This window comes from Aquimarina ulvae (assembly GCF_053613295.3).
The window spans coordinates 131,404-150,468 of record NZ_JBSIBP030000004.1; the positions used below are offsets into that span (position 1 = coordinate 131,404).

Consider the following 19,065-nt stretch of genomic DNA (forward strand, 5'->3'; position numbering starts at 1 on the left):
CAAACAATGAAAACAAAATTACTTTTTATTGCGCTTTTTGCATTTTACGTTAGTTTCAGTCAAGTACCATCGGGATATTATGACTCTGCATCTGGATCGGGTTTTACCTTAAAAACACAATTAAAAAACATTATTGATAGTGATAATGACGGATTAACTCCAGAATTTCAATCTACAGATCTCGGTTACGCAGCATTATACACGACCTATGTAACTTCAGATTCTGATTTTTATTATGAAAATAACGGCACTGTTCTGGATATGTATACCGAGAATCCTATCGGTATGGAGGTAAAAGAATACACACATTTTACGGATCAGGATCCTGGTTCTGGTGGAACTTCAGAAGGTCAATTCTATAATAGAGAGCACATCATTCCGCAATCCGTATTTAGTCAGGCAACTCCGCAACGTTCGGATGCACATTTTGTAGTACCTTCTGATAAATTTGTAAATAGTGAGCGTGGTAGCTTTCCTTTCGGAAGAGTCGAAAACGCAACTCTAACAACAACTAATGGTTCTAAAAAAGGCACTAATTTAGATGAAGGATACTCTGCAGGATATACGAGCATCGTTTTCGAACCAATCGACGAATTTAAAGGAGACATCGCCAGAATGCACTTTTATTTTGCCACACGTTATGAAGATAATATAGCTGGTTATTCGTATACCATGTTTAATGGCACCAGCGATCAGGCATTTGATCAGACATTTTTAAATATTCTTTTAGCATGGCATAATCAAGACCCTGTATCAACCAGAGAAATAGATAGGAACAATGCCATTTTTGAAAGACAAAATAATAGAAATCCGTTTATTGATCATCCGGAATATGTAGCAATGATATGGACTTCCACTACAGACACAGAAGCACCGACGGTTCCTACCAATGCAACAGTATTTAATGAAACCTCTAATAGTATTGATCTTTCTTGGACCGCCTCTACTGACAATATCGGTGTAACTGAGTATGATATCTATGTAAATTCAGCTTTCAATAAATCCGTTTTTACGACGACGACTACCATAAGCGGTTTAAGTCCTGAGACTACGTACTCTTTTACCGTCTTAGCAAAAGACGCAACAGGAAATGAATCTGCACAAAGTAATGCTGTAAATGGAACTACCATAGAGGGCAGTACCAATAGTATCTGCGTGTCAGAGACTTTTTCCAATATTGGATCTGCATCCAGTTCCTATATGACACGTACTTGGACTGGTGACGATGGAGGGACCTGGACTGCTACTGATGCAAGAACAGATCAAACCCTAGCAGGTGCAGCAATTACTATAAGAGATGGCGAGCTTATTTCTCCTTCCATCTCAGGAGGTATTGGCTCACTAACGGTGACTGCAATCAGAGCATTTAGTGGTGGTAGCGGAACATTTACCGTACGAGTCAATGGAACAGCTGTAGGCACAATAGCTTATAGTGATATGCAAGAAACAACAACCATAAATAATATTAATGTTACAGGAAATATTGTAGTTTTACTTACTGACAAGGCTTCTTCCAGTGACAGAGTTATCATCGATGATCTATCCTGGACTTGTTATGACCCTACCTTAGGAGTTGATGACCTTGATATAGATGATCTATCAATATATCCAAATCCTTCTATAGACAACACGATTACCATTAATATACCTAGCGACAATACTAGTGAATTAAACATATACGATATTACAGGTAAACGAATCATTTCTAAAAAGAATATCAAAGAAACTATACAGCTGTTTAATCTACCTCAGGGAATGTTACTTATTGAGCTAATTTCATCTCAGCAAAGTATTACCAAAAAGGTGATCATACGATAAGATAAAAAGCGGCTATTAGCCGTTTTTTTATTTCAGGTGACTGTTCAAAATTTAGTGAATAACTATGGTATTCGATTTAAGTTTTATAACGCACTTTTTGTAGAAAAATAGTAAATTTGCAGCTTATTAAAAACAATACAAAGTCTGGGAGCATGATCCATTTCTTCGGAAACCAAAATGAGAACGTATTTGCGGTACAAACCACTAACGAAATCTCGACTGAAAATATTAAAAAATTAGTGTGGTTATTTGGCAACCAACCTAAAATTTCATTGGCGTCTATCGACGCTTTTTTTGTTGGTCCACGAGCCGCAATGATAACTCCTTGGAGTACCAATGCGGTAGAGATCACACAGAATATGGGAATCGAAGGAATAATTCGGATTGAGAAGTTTCAGTATGTATCTGAAAGTTTCACAGATTTCGACCCTATGCTTTCCCAAAAATATGCTGGCTTAACCCAGCACATATTTACTATTAAAATTGAACCTGAAACCATTCTGGAAATAGAAGATATCAAAGCTTACAATAAAACTGAAGGTTTAGCGCTAAGTTCTGAAGAAGTTGGGTATCTGGAAGAAGTAGCAAAAAAAATAGGAAGAAAATTAACGGATTCTGAAGTATTTGGTTTTTCTCAGGTCAATTCAGAACACTGTAGACACAAAATTTTTAACGGTACCTTTATTATTGATGGAGAAGAGCAACCTACTTCTTTGTTTAAATTAATAAAAAAAACCTCAGAAACAAACCCTAATGATATTGTTTCTGCTTATAAAGACAACGTAGCATTTGTAAAGGGACCTAAAGTAACGCAGTTTGCACCAAAGAGTGCAGATAAACCTGATTTTTATGAAGAAAAACCTTTCGATAGTGTCATTTCACTAAAAGCCGAAACGCATAACTTTCCTACAACGGTAGAACCATTTAATGGAGCGGCTACCGGCTCTGGTGGGGAAATCAGAGATCGTCTTGCAGGTGGAAAAGGTTCTTTACCATTGGCTGGAACAGCAGTATACATGACTTCATATTCTAGGCTTGAAAAAAATCGACCGTGGGAACAAGCTGTAGCAGAAAGAAAATGGTTATACCAGACTCCAGTAGATATTTTAATCAAGGCTTCAAACGGAGCATCTGATTTTGGAAACAAATTTGGACAACCGTTAATTACAGGATCAGTACTGACTTTTGAACATGAAGAAGATGCTCGTAAACTAGGATTTGACAAAGTAATTATGCAGGCTGGTGGAATCGGATATGGAAAAGCGGAACAAGCTCTAAAAGACACTCCTGAAACCGGTGATAAAATCGTGATCCTTGGTGGAGAAAATTATAGAATCGGTATGGGTGGAGCTGCGGTTTCTTCTGCAGATACAGGTGAGTTTAGTAGTGGTATTGAACTCAACGCCATTCAGCGTTCTAATCCCGAGATGCAAAAACGTACAGCAAATGCCATTCGGGGTATGGTAGAAAGTGATGTAAACACTATCGTTTCTATACACGATCATGGTGCAGGAGGGCATCTTAATTGTCTTTCGGAATTAGTAGAAGAAACCGGAGGAAAAATAGACCTCGATAAGCTACCAGTTGGTGACCCAACACTTTCTGCAAAAGAAATTATTGGTAATGAATCCCAAGAACGTATGGGATTAGTTATAGGACAGAAAGATTTTGATACTTTAGAACGAATTGCAGAACGTGAGCGTTCTCCAATTTATCAAGTAGGTGACGTGACTGGTGATAATCGCTTTACTTTTGAATCTAAAACCAAAGGTGACAAACCGATGGATCTGGCGTTAGAAGATATGTTTGGTAGTTCTCCTAAAACAATTATGACAGATAAAACAACTGATCGTAATTATCAGGATGTTTCTTACCAAAAAGAAAATATCCATATCTATCTTGAGCAGGTATTACAATTAGAAGCGGTTGCCTGCAAAGATTGGCTTACGAATAAAGTAGATCGTTGTGTCGGAGGAAAAGTCGCCAAACAACAATGCACGGGACCATTACAATTACCACTTAATAACTGTGGCGTAATGGCGTTAGACTATACCTCTAAAGAAGGTATCGCGACCTCTATTGGCCATTCTCCAATCTCAGGGCTTATCAATCCTGAGGCAGGAAGTAGGAATTCTATTGCCGAAGCTTTGACAAATATCGTTTGGGCGCCACTAAAAGATGGATTACAATCTATTTCTTTATCAGCCAACTGGATGTGGCCTTGTAAAAATGAAGGCGAAGATGCCAGATTGTATAAGGCGGTAAAAGCAATTTCAGATTTTGCTATTGACTTAGGAATCAATATCCCTACAGGTAAAGATTCTCTTTCCATGAAACAGAAATATCCAGATGAGGAAGTAATTTCCCCAGGAACTGTTATCATATCTGCAGCTGCCAATTGCAATGATATTACTAAGGTAGTAGAACCGGTACTTCAAAAAAATGGTGGAGACATTTTCTATATCAATTTATCACAAGATACCTACAAAATCGGAGGATCTTCCTTTTCACAGATAATTAATAAAATAGGTTCAGAAACACCCACTATCCGCAAACCAGAAAATTTCAAAAACACTTTTAATGTAATTCAGCAGTTAATAAAAGAACAAAAAATCATTGCTGGTCATGATGTCGCTTCTGGCGGTTTAATTACAACCCTATTAGAGCTATGTTTTGCCAATGTTAATATAGGTGCAACTTTGGATCTTTCAGAATTAGAGGAAAAAGATACTACTAAATTACTTTTTGCAGAAAATGCAGGTATTGTATTTCAAAGCACAGCTGACTCAAATATTGAAACGGTGCTTTCTGAAAACAATATTGAATTCTTTAATATTGGTAAAGTAACCCAAAAGACATCGTTAGAAATCAGGAACTTTAATGATTCTCATAGTTTTGATGTGGATGCTTTAAGAAAAGTATGGTTTAAAACCTCTTTTCTTTTGGATCAAAAACAGACATCGAATAATCTAGCACAAGATCGTTTTGATAATTTTGCAAATCAACCGTTACACTATCAGTTTCCGAAACATTTTACAGGTAAGCTACCTGTTATCCCGAGCGTAGTCGAGCGACCAAAAGCTGCTATCATTCGTGAAAAAGGAAGCAATTCTGAACGTGAAATGGCCAACGCAATGTACCTTGCCGGCTTTGACGTAAAAGATGTCCATATGACTGATCTAATCTCAGGTCGTGAAACACTGGAAGACATTCAGTTTATTGGTGCCGTTGGAGGGTTCTCTAATAGTGATGTTTTGGGTTCTGCTAAAGGATGGGCGGGTGCTTTCCTTTATAACGAAAAAGCAAATACTGCGCTAAAAAACTTTTTCAAAAGAGAAGACACCTTATCAGTTGGCATTTGTAATGGTTGTCAACTTTTTATGGAGTTGGAGGTGATAAATCCTGAGCATAGTGAACATGGAAAAATGCGTCATAATGATTCTCGTAAGCACGAAAGTGGTTTTACTTCTGTCAAAATTCAGGAAAATAATTCTGTTATGCTATCCACTTTGGCTGGAAGCACATTAGGCGTATGGATTTCACACGGAGAAGGAAAGTTTAACCTTCCACTTTCTGAAGATCGATATCGTATTGTTGCAAAATATGGATATGAAGGATATCCAGCTAATCCCAATGGATCCGATTATAACACGGCTATGATGTGCGATAAAACCGGTCGACATCTGGTTATGATGCCGCATATAGAACGATCTACATTTCAATGGAACTGGGCCAATTATCCGCTAGAAAGACAAGATGATGTGTCTCCTTGGATAGAAGCTTTTGTAAATGCTCGGTTGTGGGTTGAAGAAAGGTTATAACTCACCTTTATAATACAATGCTTTTTTTAATAAAGAATTGAAAACATATACTGGTTTGGTTTTATATTGCTTAATATCAGACCAATTCAGGTTTTCGGAATAATTGATCAAAAATAGCAACGGTCTCCTTCGCTGCTTCATATGGATGTAAAGCAGTATCCGAAATTCCGGATACAACGCGGGAAATATCATGATCTACGGTGCGTTTTACACTCCAAGAGTTAAAAGAAGCTGCTGTAAAGTAGGCTGAGAAATTGTGATGACCTGAGCCTGGTCGTTCTCCAATGATATGGATCACACCATTTTTCTTTTTCCCCTTTCTTTGTGTTCCAAAAAGAATTTCGCCGCAAGCATACCCAGCACGAACTCGACCATTGGTGATTACAAGATTTTTATCATTAACCAGATATCCTTTAGTTTTTAACGAATCCTGTAATGTTTGCAAAAAAGGAATCAAATGCCCTTTATCCATCAAAGCTCTTACGTTCAATCCATCCGAGATAATTATCTGAACATCTGGAATTGTATCACTCCATTCCTCCCGCATCGTTGTAAGGAGCTTAATAGATTCTGCATGTAATCCCTCTCCGGATGTAGGATGATATACATAATCTTTCCTATTCAATGATTTGGTTCGTATAGCTAAAGATGCTGGTATACTTTTTATAAAATCGTCAGTCATCTCTGACCATAGGCTTACTTTAGCATCTTCATAAAGTTTATGCATCTTTTGATCGAGTGATGGTTCTAAATCCCAGATATTTTCACCATAACCTTGTGCTATAGGAACTCCACGATTTTGTATCTCTTCAATTCGCTTTGCTCCTTCAACATAAATTTCGGTTTTACTTCGTATATCATTCTTTGCCAAACAATATTGATAATATACCCAAATGGGATCACCAAAATGAGCAGTTGGTTGGTCATTAGCATCGATAATTTCAATTTTCTTAAAGAAATTCCACATTCCATCGCTCACCTTATACCCAAATTGCTCTCGAATTCTCACATGATCACTAAAAGCAGTAGTAAGGTAACTAAGCATAGGATCATTTTTGGTTGGTAACGCCATTAAATAAGCTGGATTTGCAGGCATAATCTGTTCGATACACCAATTTAAATCTTCTAATGTTACTTCCATATGCAAGGTTGAACAGATATCTAATCCAATACAGAGTCCGTGAAGTTTTCCCATAACCGTGTCCTCTATACAGCATCTTACTAATTGTTCTTTGGTTTTAAAGACTTCAGGGCCAATAAAACCCGCAACATCGTTTACAAAAACCCATGGAATCTCGTCATTTTTTTTTGTTGTACTCATTTGTGCTTTGAGCGCTCTGATGAAACCGTATTTTCTGGATTCATGTATTACCATATCAAAACCTTCTCCATGTCCATTGGTAAAATCCGCTCCCTGACCAGTCTCGGCATACAAACCATATCGGCCTTTTCGGTTACCAATATGATCTAACATCCTATCAATAGTAACATCAAAAGTTTTGTTAGCGCTTACAGTTCCTGCTATACTTTGAAACCAAATACCGGTTGTCTCTGGTTGCTCCTTTTCTACAGCAGCCTGAACATCTATATGAGATAACACGCAATTCGGTATTGTCTCTTTTAACTTAAAAGTGGAAATAATATCATACAATGCATTTTCTATTTTACCAACAGACTCTGGTGTACTGGAAACCGGATTTGTTCCTAACATCAAATCACCAACACCATATGACCAGGCATCAAATACTTGCCAAATAATATCATCTATGTGATCTGTAGGAGAATTGGGTTGAACACGTGCACTTAGATAGCCTTTGCTTCCTATTTTACTATTGGGTAAAGGGTTGAAAATCTTCTTTCCTACGCTTATTAATTCTTGATTGTTCATAAGTTTTACTACACAAGCAATGACATCACTACTAAGATCCGGCATGATTTCTTTAATAGTTTCCTCTGATTGAGAAAGAATATATTGTTTTAAGTTTCCAAGCGTCCAGTTTTCTATAAAAGGAGTATTATCTGAAGTAGTTTTCTTAATTAATTCAAAAATTGCATCATTATATAAGCTATGTTGATCGAGATCTTTAATTTTCGTGTTCGACAGTAATATCCGAGCATACTTTCTTGAATCTTTATCAGTAGCCGATAAACCCAGAATTTGATCACCTTCTTTAAATTCATTCGCGTACCCTATAATTTGCCGGTATAGATCAAGACTAAATTCTCCTTCTACACGCTCTATATATGCAAAAACATCCTCCTCTACCCGTGGTTTACTAAGGGCTTTCAATTCTGCCGGTAAGATCTTATCTGATTTGGTCAAAAAATTACACCCACTTAATAAGATAGTAGAAGAAGTTATAACTCCCATATGTGCCATAAATTTTTTACGATTTAAACGATTCATTAGATATTCAATTTGTTAGCGACCGAACAAGCAAATGCAATAAACACGAAATTAATAAACAACACCTCTCGTTTATATTGATTTAGTAATTAAAGGGAGGGAAATTTATTTTTTTATAAAAAAATTTATTTCGTGGGCAATAGCTTCTTTTAAAGATATAAAAAAACAGCATAACTCACTGAAAAAAAAGATATTAAAACATTAAAAAAGAAAACAAAACGGACTATAAGTTTTATATCTAATAATACAATTTCGTGTTAATTGCTATGAAACTTTCATATAAAAACCTTCACCCATCATATAAAGGGTGAAGGTTTCTTTCAAAGAATGTTTTCTTAAAATTTAATAGCCCGCAACAGTTTCTGTACCGAATAATGTGAATAATCGGTCAACATTAGATGCCATTGCATCTGTTACGTTTGTATTGTCTAATTCATCCTTAATACTACCTCTCCAAACCATTTTTTTGGTTTTTCTGTCGATTAGATCAATGGTCATCAGCACCTCTTTCTCTATATCTATTTCAGAATCATATTTCACCATCATGTTCATTTTATCATAATCTAGATAGTAATATGGATCATACTGTGGGCTAACTGGTATGGCCGACACACTAACATAAGGATAGGTAGCATACAAATTATCGGTTTGTATATCTGCGTCCGTATCTTTGCGTTTACGAATTAAAACAAGTAAATCGGGATTTGTTCTATCCAGTTTATATCCCATTTTTTTCATATTTTTATTAACACTTTTAACAATAGTCTTCTCGATATCCAGTGGTGTGTAATCGCTAGCATCGTAATTACTATTGGGTAAATAAGCAAAGGTTTCATAATCTTTAAGATCATTTTTAGTCGTCTTAGCAGTATCTAACCTAGGTCCACAAGCGATTAAGCAGGCTGCAGAAACCAAAACGATCATTAGGTAGTGTACCTTCTTCATAATATATTTATTTATAGGTTTTTAAAATATGTAGTTTGCATTCAATCAGTTTATCAATATCCTGCTACAGTAGGAAATTCTTCAAATATATCATCTACGTATTGTGATATTGCTTTAGAATTATTATTTGAATAAATTTCATCCGAAGCGGTTCCTCTCCATACAATTTCTTTAGTCTTTCGGTCAACTAAATCTACCATAAGAGTTCCTTCTTTATATTTATATACGTCAGTATCATAACCTATAATTTTATTATATTGATTGTAAGTGTTATAATAATAAGGTTCATAATAAGGACTAACCGGTATAGAACTAGTATAAGGATATGTAGCATAAACCGGATCTGTATCTGTGACTTTTTCTACATCAGTCTTCGTACGAATTAACACTAGTAAATCTGGATTATCCCTATCTAGAACATATCCGGATTTCTTCATGTTTTCGTTTACACTTTTTATTACAGACATACCGATGGTTTCGTCATCATAACCTAGATTTTTAGCGCCTACATTACTGTTTGGTAGGTAAGCAAACGAATTGTACTTTTTTAAATTCTTATCACTTTTATTTACAGTCTGTACAGCAGGTCCACAAGACAAAATAAAAATTGATACGAAAAACAATGTTGGAATAATTTTTTTCATTTTGATATTTTTTTTAAGGTTTTATGAGATTTAATTTACATCCTATTGGTTAACAAGTTTAACCCTAATCATAAGTTTGATTTTCCTTAACAAAAGTAGATTCTTACAGCTCTTTTTTTAGATAATTTAAGATTTGGAGGGTACAATTACTAAAACAAATTGAAACGAATTGTTAAAAAAAGCCCTTATCCGATAAAAGGTTGTAATCGATTGGGCACATTTTGATCCTTATTGAAGAAAATTAAGGGATCATTTATCCTTTTTGATAACCTAATTTGACTTTGAAAAAGAAAAATCATTACTTTATTACCATTAATAAAAACCTTTAACGAATCTACAAAACTGAAAACCATATATAGTGAGGTGAAAATTTTGTAAAAGACTTCTGATAATTTCAAAAACTAATTGAACTTGGTAAAAGCTTTTATGAATACTTAATTACAGATCAAAAAATTAATAACAATCCGATCACAATTTAATTTTGGTTTCAAACAATTTCGGGTTTATTTCAAAGAAACTGTTATATATGTAACGACAATATTGATATACTGGTAACAAAAGGTAATTTAATCAAGATTTATACAGTAATATTGTTTTTTAAAACATAAATATATAAACCGTGAAAAATTTATTTTTTACCCTGATTTTTTTGGTTTCAGCTTGTGTTAATGCTCAGGTTAAACAAACTTACAGTAAAGCCAAAATCATCTATAATACTCCTGAGAATTTTGAAAAACTAATGGCTGCAGGGATTCCAATGGATCACGGTCAACATAAACGTGGAATTTTTATTATCTCTGATTTCTCTTCAACGGAACTTGAAATTGCCAGAAACATGGGATTTCTAGTTGAAATTATTGTAGAAGATTCAGAAGCAGATTTTATAAGACGAAATGAAATTGCCAAAACCAAAAAAACAGTTCGTAACTTTACTTGTCCATCTGGAAACGGAACCACTATAGATTACCCAACTCCATCTAATTTTGAATTAGGATCAATGGGAGGGTATTTAACATATCAAGAAATGTTAGATAATTTGGACGCCATGCGTGTACAATACCCAAATCTGATTTCTGCTAGAGCAACTATTGGAAACTTTTTAACAAATGGCACCCCAGACAGTTCTGTTTCCCCATCTATTGGTGGTAATACAATACAATGGGTTCGCATTTCTGATAATCCCGATATGGACGAAAATGAACCAGAGGTTTTATATGATGCTATTCACCACGCCAGAGAACCAGCTAGTTTGTCACAGCTTATTTACTACATGTGGTATCTGCTAGAAAATTACAATTCCGATCCAGATGTAAAACAAATCGTAGATAATACAGAACTTTATTTTATACCCGTTTTAAATCCTGATGGTTATTTATACAATCAAGTTACCAATCCAAATGGTGGTGGGTTCTGGAGAAAGAACAGATTCAATACACACGGAGTAGATAATAACCGGAATTATGATCATTATCCCAATGGAGATTCTACTAATGCTACTTGGGGAGGATCAGGTGCTTCCAGTAATATAAACGATCAAACATACCACGGTAGCAGTGCTTTCTCTGAAGTAGAAAATCAAGCAATGCAATGGTTTACAGAACAACACGATTTTCTAATTGCACTGAATAACCATACGTTTGGTGAGCTTTTATATTTTCCGTATTCCTATGCTCCAGACACGCCTACACCAGATGAAGATATTTTTGTTGCGATGGGAGCAGAACTTACTTCTCAAAATGGATACAAAACTCTTAGGGATGCACCATTTGCCGGTGATAGTGATGATTTTATGTATGGTGGCACATCACAACCTCACGATAAAATATTTGCCTTTACACCTGAAGTTGGTGATAGTTTCTGGCCAGACTTTAGCCAAATAGATAGAATCTGCAAAGAAATGATGTATCTTAATCTTACCGCTGCAAAAATGACTAACAATTATGCTTTGGCAGAAAGCACAGGCAATATCTTTATTGGAGAAACTACTACTTTTGAGGCTACTTATACCTTAAAAAGATTAGGCATCACAGGCAGTGGAGACTTTACGGTTAGTATAATACCTATATCCGGAAATATTACCAGTGTTGGCAGTCCTAAAAACTATACCAGTACTCAAATCGGAACAGAAATATTAGATAACATTGAAATTAATATTAATAATTCAGTCCAAGTAGGCGATGCTATTTCTTATACCATCCAAATAGATGGAGGATTAATTAAAGAGTCCGTAAATGTAACCAAGAGATATGGTGCTGCCGAGAGAATTGTTGATAACAATGCGAATAACTTAAGTGAATATACCCAATTTGGCTGGTCCACTACAACATCCACATTCGTATCACCGAGTGCTTCTATAACAGAATCTCCAGCAGGCAACTATGATTCTAATGAAAATAAAATTATAGAACTCACCCAAAGTATTGACCTGAGAGACGCTATATTTGCAAGTGTTGAATTTTTTACAAAATGGGAAATTGAAAATAACTGGGATTATACGCAATTTGAAGTATCCATCGACAATGGAAATTCCTGGATTCCACAATGTGGAAAGTTCACAAACTCTGGAAGTACGAATTCGGGACAACCAACGGGGGAACCGTTATATGACGGAACACAAACTGATTGGGTATTAGAGGAAATTAGTCTAAGCGATTATATTGGAGAAACAATTAAAATTCGTTTTCAGTTTGCCTCAGATGGTAACAACGAAGAAGATGGCTTCTTTTTTGATGATTTAAAAGTAAACACTATCAATCAAAATATTTTAAATGTGCAGGATAACGAATTCTCAAAATTTATCGTTTTTCCAAATCCAGCAAAAGATATTTTGCAGATTTCCCCATCCTCTTCTAAAAGATTTAATTTTCGATTTAGAAATGTAATAGGACAAGAAGTTTACGTGAAAAATAATATTACTGGAAATCAAGAATTTAATATTTCAAAACTGATTCCGGGGATATACTTCCTTACTATAGAAATAGATGGTAATATAAAAACTTACAAAGTTATAAAACGATAATTCTTCAATTATATTCCATAAAACTTAGGGAGTTATCAAAAGATAGCTCCTTTTTTTATATATTAGAGTTGCGTATTACTGGATTTTTTATAATTTGCGAAACTATGCGCGCATAACAGTTCATAAAATTCTATATAATTAAATAAGAAGAGAGTTTTGAAAAAATAGAACTATTGTGTCTATTGAAAATAACCTTAATCACAATGTTTTTGAAACATAATGATTAATTTAAGGGTCTTTAAAAAACAGAGTAAAATATCTGAAACAACGTATGAATACAATTACTAGATTATTTGATTTTCCTCATTATCAATTAGAGAAATACAATTTAGACAAAGCTTTAGTCACAAAATATAATGGTGAGTGGGTTGCAACTTCTACCCAAGAATATGTAGAAAAAGCGAATCAGATCAGCCGAGGTTTATTACGATTGGGCGTTGAGCCAAATGATAAGATTGCTATCATTTCGTCTAATAACAGAACGGAATGGAATATTGTTGATATCGGTGTTTTACAAATCGCAGCGCAAGATGTACCGATATACCCTACAATTTCTCAGGAAGATTATGAATATGTTTTAAACCACTCAGAATCTGTATATTGCTTTGTGTCAGACAATGAAGTTTTACAAAAAGTAAATAACATTAAAGGTAATGTACCTTCATTAAAAGGAGTATATTCTTTTAATGATATTGAAGGTTGTGATAGTTGGGATAAAGTATTAGAACTAGGTACAGATCCTAGTAATCAGGAAGAAGTAGAAAAATTAATGGCTTCTGTAAAAGAAGATGATTTAGCTACTTTGATATATACTTCGGGGACTACCGGAAGGCCAAAAGGAGTAATGTTAAGTCATAAAAATGTAGTCAGTAATGCCTTACACAGTTCCACTCGCTTTCCTATTGTAGATGGAAAAACAAAAGCTTTGAGTTTCTTACCTGTCTGTCATATCTATGAAAGAATGCTTATGTATCTATATCAATACCGTGGTGTAAGTATATATTTTGCAGAATCTTTAGAAACAATTAGTGATAACTTAAAAGAAGTACATCCAGATGTGATGACTGCAGTTCCTAGATTATTGGAAAAAGTATATGATAAAATTATTGCCAAAGGAGCAGATCTTACTGGTATTAAAAAGAAATTATTTTTCTGGGCTGTGGAACTTGGTCTCAAATATGAACCATATGAAGCGAATGGATGGTGGTACGAAAAGAAATTGGGGATTGCCAGAAAATTAATCTTTAGCAAATGGCAAGAAGCATTAGGTGGAAACCTAAAAGTAATCGCCTCAGGAAGTGCGGCTTTGCAGTCCAGATTAGCCAGAGTTTTTAATGCTGCTGGCATTAATGTGATGGAAGGTTATGGATTAACTGAAACCTCTCCTGTTGTATCGGTAAATGATGTTAGAGACCGAGGATTTAAAATTGGTACTGTAGGAAAGATGATTCCGGAAACAGAAGTAAAAATAGCAGAAGATGGAGAGATTCTTGTAAAAGGCCCACAGGTAATGATAGGGTATTATAAAGATGAAGTAAAAAGCAATGAAGTACTAAAAAACGGATACTTTCATACCGGTGACATTGGTGAAGTGGATAGCGAAGGCTTTCTACGCATCACGGATCGTAAAAAAGAAATGTTCAAAACATCTGGAGGAAAATATGTTGCTCCTCAGGTTATAGAAAATGCAATGAAACAATCCCGTTTTATTGAACAAATAATGGTTATAGGAGACGGAGAGAAAATGCCAGCGGCGTTTATCCAACCCAACTACGAGTTTGTAAAAGACTGGGCATTGCGAAAAGGCCTTTCGATAGGAAAAACAAATGCAGAGATCGTTAATCACCAAACGGTAATTAATCGTTTCCAGGAAGAAGTAGATGAGCATAACGAAAAATTTGGTAAATGGGAACGTATTAAAAAGTTTGAACTTACCCCCGATGAATGGAGTATAGAGGCCGGACACCTGACGCCTACCATGAAATTAAAACGACGAGTAATCAAAGCAAAATACGAGGATTTATACACTAAAATTTATGGCTAATTCAATTCACTGATTACAAATGTATGGTGTAAAACTTTAACTTTAAATCAGTAAACTCCTCATTTTATGAGGAGTTTTTTTATTAATTCAATAGAAAAATGTAAATTACTTACTCTTTTCATAATATTTTGCGTAATTTATTATGCGTGCATAGTAAATTTTTAGTACCTTTACACCATAACTAATTTTCTGAATGAGAGAAAAAACAATTGATTATGCACTTCGTGCTACTTGGATGGCTGTTGCCAAAATGTATAACGAAGAGGCGGGTAAAAAAGGTAGTACTATGGCAACCGGTTTTGCACTAATTAGTATCGATCCGGAAAACGGAACTCCCTCTACCTCGTTAGGCCCCAAAATGGGAATGGAAGCTACTAGCCTATCACGTACTTTAAAAACCATGGAAGAAAAAGGATTGATTTTTAGAAAGAAAAATCCTCAGGACGGTCGTGGTGTTCTAATATATCTAACCCCTTTCGGAGTAGAGATGAGAAATTTTTCAAAAGACGTAGTTTTTACTTTTGACCATGCTGTAAGAAAACATGTTTCCAAAGAAAAGTTGGATACTTTCTTAGAAGTATTTCAATTGATAAATGATCTCATTGCAACAAAGAAAATTTACACAAAAAAAGAATCTATAACATCTTAACAACCAGAAGCTAAAAAATGAAAAGAGTCATTAAAAAAGTTGCAGTCGTCGGATCAGGGATTATGGGTTCCGGTATTGCATGTCATTTCGCTAATATCGGCGTCGAAGTTCTATTATTAGATATAGTTCCTCGAGAATTAAACGAAAAGGAAAAGGCAAAAGGCCTTACACTAGAGAGTAAAGTGGTTCGTAACAGGTTAGTAAATGATTCACTAACCGCTGCTTTAAAATCTAAGCCATCTCCAATTTATCATCAAACATTTGCAAATCGCATCATCACAGGAAACATGGAGGATGATATTGCAAAAGTTGCTGATGTAGATTGGATTATCGAGGTAGTCGTAGAACGATTGGATATCAAAAAACAAGTTTTTGAAAATCTTGAAAAACATAGAACACCCGGAACATTAATTACTTCTAATACTTCAGGTATCCCTATAAAATTTATGAACGAAGGAAGAAGCGAAGATTTCCAGAAGCATTTCTGTGGAACCCACTTCTTTAATCCTGCACGATACCTAAAATTATTTGAAATCATTCCTGGGCCCAATACTTCTACAGAAGTACTTGAGTTCCTTAACGGATATGGAGAACAATATTTAGGAAAAACATCAGTGGTTGCTAAAGACACTCCCGCTTTTATTGGTAACAGAATTGGTATCTTTAGTATTATGAGCTTATTCCATATGGTAAAAGATATGGACCTAACCATCGAGGAAGTTGATAAATTAACTGGTCCTGTAATCGGACGCCCTAAATCCGCTACCTTTAGAACTGTAGACGTAGTTGGATTAGATACGTTAGTACATGTTGCGAACGGTATCGCTGATAACTGCCCTGATGATGAGCGCCACGAATTATTTAAACTTCCTGATTTTATAAATACAATGATGGAAAATAAATGGTTAGGAAGCAAAACCGGTCAGGGATTCTACAAAAAGAATGTATCGGCAGACGGTCAAAAAGAAATATTATCATTAGATTTAAATACGTTAGAATATAGAAAAAAGAAAAGAGCTTCTTTTGCAACTCTAGAAATGACAAAAACTATCGACAAGGTAGTAGACCGTTTCAAAGTATTAATTGCAGGAAAAGACAAGGCTGGTGAGTTCTATCGTAAAAACTTATCTGCTCTTTTTGCATATGTTTCTAATCGTATACCAGAGATTACGGATGATGTGTACAAAATTGATGATGCCATGAAAGCTGGTTTTGGATGGGAACACGGACCTTTCCAAATATGGGATGCAGTAGGTGTTGAAAAAGGAATCGAAATGATGAAAGCAGAAGGATATGAACCTGCTGCTTGGGTGGATGATATGCTTACGACTGGAAGTACATCATTCTATACCATAAAAGACGGAGCTACTTATTATTATGATATCCCTAAAAAAGAACATGTAAAAGTTCCTGGTCAGGATGCATTTATCATATTGGATAATATCAGAAAATCATCTGAAGTATTTAAAAATAGCGGTGTTGTCGTAGAAGATCTTGGTGACGGTATCCTAAATGTTGAATTCCAAAGCAAGATGAACACTATCGGTGGAGATGTACTTGCTGGCTTAAACAAGGCTATTGACATTGCAGAAAAAGAATTCCAAGGACTGGTAGTAGGTAATCAAGCTTCAAATTTCTCGGTCGGTGCCAATATTGGGATGATCTTTATGATGGCTGTAGAGCAGGAATATGATGAATTGAATATGGCTGTTAAATATTTCCAGGATTCTATGATGCGTATGCGTTACTCTGCGATTCCAACTATAGTTGCGCCTCACGGCATGTCTTTAGGTGGTGGATGCGAAATTGCGCTTCACGCAGATAAAGTGGTCGCTGCTGCAGAAACATATATGGGATTAGTAGAATTTGGTGTCGGTGTTATCCCTGGTGGAGGTGGTTCCAAAGAAATGGCACTAAGAGCTTCTGATCTTTTCAAAAAAGATGATGTAGAACTCAATATCCTTCAGGAACATTTCTTAACTATTGGTATGGCCAAGGTATCCACTTCAGCCTATGAAGCCTTTGACACCAACTTACTACAAAAAGGAAAAGATATTGTTGTTGTAAATAAAGATCGCCAAATAGCTACTGCTAAAGCGTACGCTAAGTTATTAGCAGAGCAAGGATATACACAACCAGTAAAACGTAAGGATATCAAAGTACTTGGTAAACAAGCACTAGGAATGTTTCTGGTAGGTACCGATTCCATGGAAGCTAGTAAATATATCTCAGAGCACGATCATAAAATAGCTAATAAGTTAGGATATGTAATGGCCGGAGGAGATTTATCAGAACCAACACTAGTAACAGAACAATACTTATTAGATTTAGAACGTGAGGCCTTCTTGTCTTTATGTACAGAACGCAAAACATTAGAGCGTATAGAACATATGCTTAAGAAAGGAAAACCATTACGTAACTAGTAATATTGAGTAATTAGATTACCAGATTGTTGGATTCTTAGCATATTTAATCCAACTAATCTAAAAATCAAATAATCTAAAATATCTAAAACAAAATGAAAACCGCATATATAGTAAAAGCATATAGAACAGCCGTAGGAAAAGCGCCTCGCGGAGTGTTCAGATTTAAAAGGACTGATGAGCTTGCTGCTGAAACCATTCAGCACATGATGAAAGAGTTGCCACAATTAGATAAAGATCGAATTGACGACGTAATTGTAGGAAATGCAATGCCAGAAGGATCTCAGGGATTAAACATGGCTCGTTTAATCTCATTGATGGGACTAGATTCTATTGACGTTCCAGGAGTTACCGTAAATAGATTCTGTTCTTCTGGGATTGAAACCATTGGTATTGCAACTGCCAAAATACAAGCTGGAATGGCAGATTGTATCATTGCTGGAGGTGCAGAAAGCATGAGTGCAGTTCCGATGACTGGATATAAAACAGAATTAAATTATGACTTAGCAAAATCAGGCCATGAAGATTATTACTGGGGAATGGGAAACACTGCAGAAGCAGTTGCCAATCAATTTAATGTATCCCGTGAGGATCAGGATGAGTTTGCATATAAGTCTCATATGAAAGCGCTAAAAGCCCAAGCAGAGGATCGTTTTCAAGATCAAATTGTTCCTATCAATGTAGAGCAGGTTTATGTAGATGAGAATGGTAAGAAAGCATCAAAATCTTACGTAGTGAAAAAAGATGAAGGACCACGTGCAGGAACCAGCAAAGAAGTTCTTGGTAAGCTAAGACCTGTATTTGCAGCTGGAGGAAGCGTAACTGCTGGTAATTCTTCACAAATGAGTGATGGAGCTGCTTTTGTGATGGTAATGAGTGAGGATATGGTTAAAGAACTAAACTTAGAACCAATAGCAAGACTTGTAAACTATGCTGCAGCCGGTGTTGAACCAAGGATTATGGGTATTGGTCCTGTAAAAGCAATTCCAAAAGCGTTAAAACAAGCAGGGTTAAAACAAGATGATATTGAATTAATTGAACTTAATGAAGCATTTGCATCACAATCTCTGGCTGTAATGCGCGAGCTAAACATCAATCAGGATATTGTGAACGTAAACGGAGGAGCGATTGCTTTAGGTCACCCATTAGGATGTACAGGAGCTAAACTATCCGTTCAACTTTTTGATGAGATGCGTAAGCGAGATATGAAAGGTAAATATGGTATGGTTACCATGTGTGTAGGAACCGGGCAAGGTGCCGCAGGTATCTTTGAATTTTTGAACTAAAAAAAGAAT

The 19,065-nt window shown here is 35.5% G+C and carries 10 protein-coding genes; 7 read left to right on the forward strand and 3 right to left on the reverse strand.

Annotated features, from left to right (window positions below; translation table 11 throughout):
- Nucleotides 1-6: 6 nt before the first annotated feature.
- Entirely contained in the window at nt 7-1,818 is a 1,812-nt protein-coding gene (locus ACWGOQ_RS10390; protein ID WP_452058267.1) for an endonuclease, read from the forward strand.
- 152 nt (nt 1,819-1,970) lie between these two features.
- On the forward strand, nt 1,971-5,639 hold the full coding sequence (gene purL / locus ACWGOQ_RS10395; RefSeq protein WP_452058266.1) for a phosphoribosylformylglycinamidine synthase: 3,669 nt from the start codon (nt 1,971-1,973) through the stop codon (nt 5,637-5,639).
- A gap of 76 nt (nt 5,640-5,715) precedes the next feature.
- Here purL and eutB read toward each other — a convergent pair whose 3' ends face one another.
- The 3 genes from eutB to ACWGOQ_RS10410 all read right to left on the reverse strand — a co-directional run bounded on the left by eutB (nt 5,716) and on the right by ACWGOQ_RS10410 (nt 9,635).
- Nucleotides 5,716-8,046: an ethanolamine ammonia-lyase subunit EutB gene (gene eutB, locus ACWGOQ_RS10400; protein WP_452058265.1), complete on the reverse strand. Its 2,331-nt coding sequence runs from the start codon at nt 8,044-8,046 to the stop codon at nt 5,716-5,718.
- A 342-nt stretch (nt 8,047-8,388) separates the two neighbouring features.
- Nucleotides 8,389-8,991 carry a DUF4136 domain-containing protein gene (locus ACWGOQ_RS10405; RefSeq protein WP_452058264.1) on the reverse strand — a complete coding sequence of 201 codons (603 nt, stop codon included), beginning with the start codon at nt 8,989-8,991 and terminating at the stop codon, nt 8,389-8,391.
- A 53-nt stretch (nt 8,992-9,044) separates the two neighbouring features.
- Nucleotides 9,045-9,635 carry a DUF4136 domain-containing protein gene (locus tag ACWGOQ_RS10410; protein ID WP_452058263.1) on the reverse strand — a complete coding sequence of 197 codons (591 nt, stop codon included), beginning with the start codon at nt 9,633-9,635 and terminating at the stop codon, nt 9,045-9,047.
- Nucleotides 9,636-10,254: 619 nt separating this feature from the next.
- On the opposite strand from ACWGOQ_RS10410, the gene ACWGOQ_RS10415 reads away from it, so the two are divergent.
- The 5 genes from ACWGOQ_RS10415 (at nt 10,255) to ACWGOQ_RS10435 (ending at nt 19,056) form a co-directional block, all read left to right on the forward strand.
- On the forward strand, nt 10,255-12,654 hold the full coding sequence (locus ACWGOQ_RS10415) for a M14 family metallopeptidase (protein ID WP_452058262.1): 2,400 nt from the start codon (nt 10,255-10,257) through the stop codon (nt 12,652-12,654).
- 271 nt (nt 12,655-12,925) lie between these two features.
- A complete protein-coding gene (locus tag ACWGOQ_RS10420) occupies nt 12,926-14,698 on the forward strand; it encodes an AMP-dependent synthetase/ligase (protein ID WP_452058261.1) in 1,773 nt (590 codons plus the stop codon).
- A 193-nt stretch (nt 14,699-14,891) separates the two neighbouring features.
- The gene (locus tag ACWGOQ_RS10425; RefSeq protein ID WP_091408787.1) at nt 14,892-15,347 is read left to right on the forward strand and encodes a MarR family winged helix-turn-helix transcriptional regulator; all 456 of its coding nucleotides are present in this window, start codon (nt 14,892-14,894) and stop codon (nt 15,345-15,347) included.
- 17 nt (nt 15,348-15,364) lie between these two features.
- Complete coding sequence (locus ACWGOQ_RS10430; RefSeq protein ID WP_452058260.1) at nt 15,365-17,770, forward strand: 3-hydroxyacyl-CoA dehydrogenase/enoyl-CoA hydratase family protein; 2,406 nt, start codon at nt 15,365-15,367, stop codon at nt 17,768-17,770.
- A gap of 95 nt (nt 17,771-17,865) precedes the next feature.
- Nucleotides 17,866-19,056, forward strand: a complete 1,191-nt coding sequence (locus ACWGOQ_RS10435; protein WP_452058259.1) for an acetyl-CoA C-acyltransferase — start codon at nt 17,866-17,868, stop codon at nt 19,054-19,056.
- Nucleotides 19,057-19,065 lie beyond the last annotated feature (9 nt).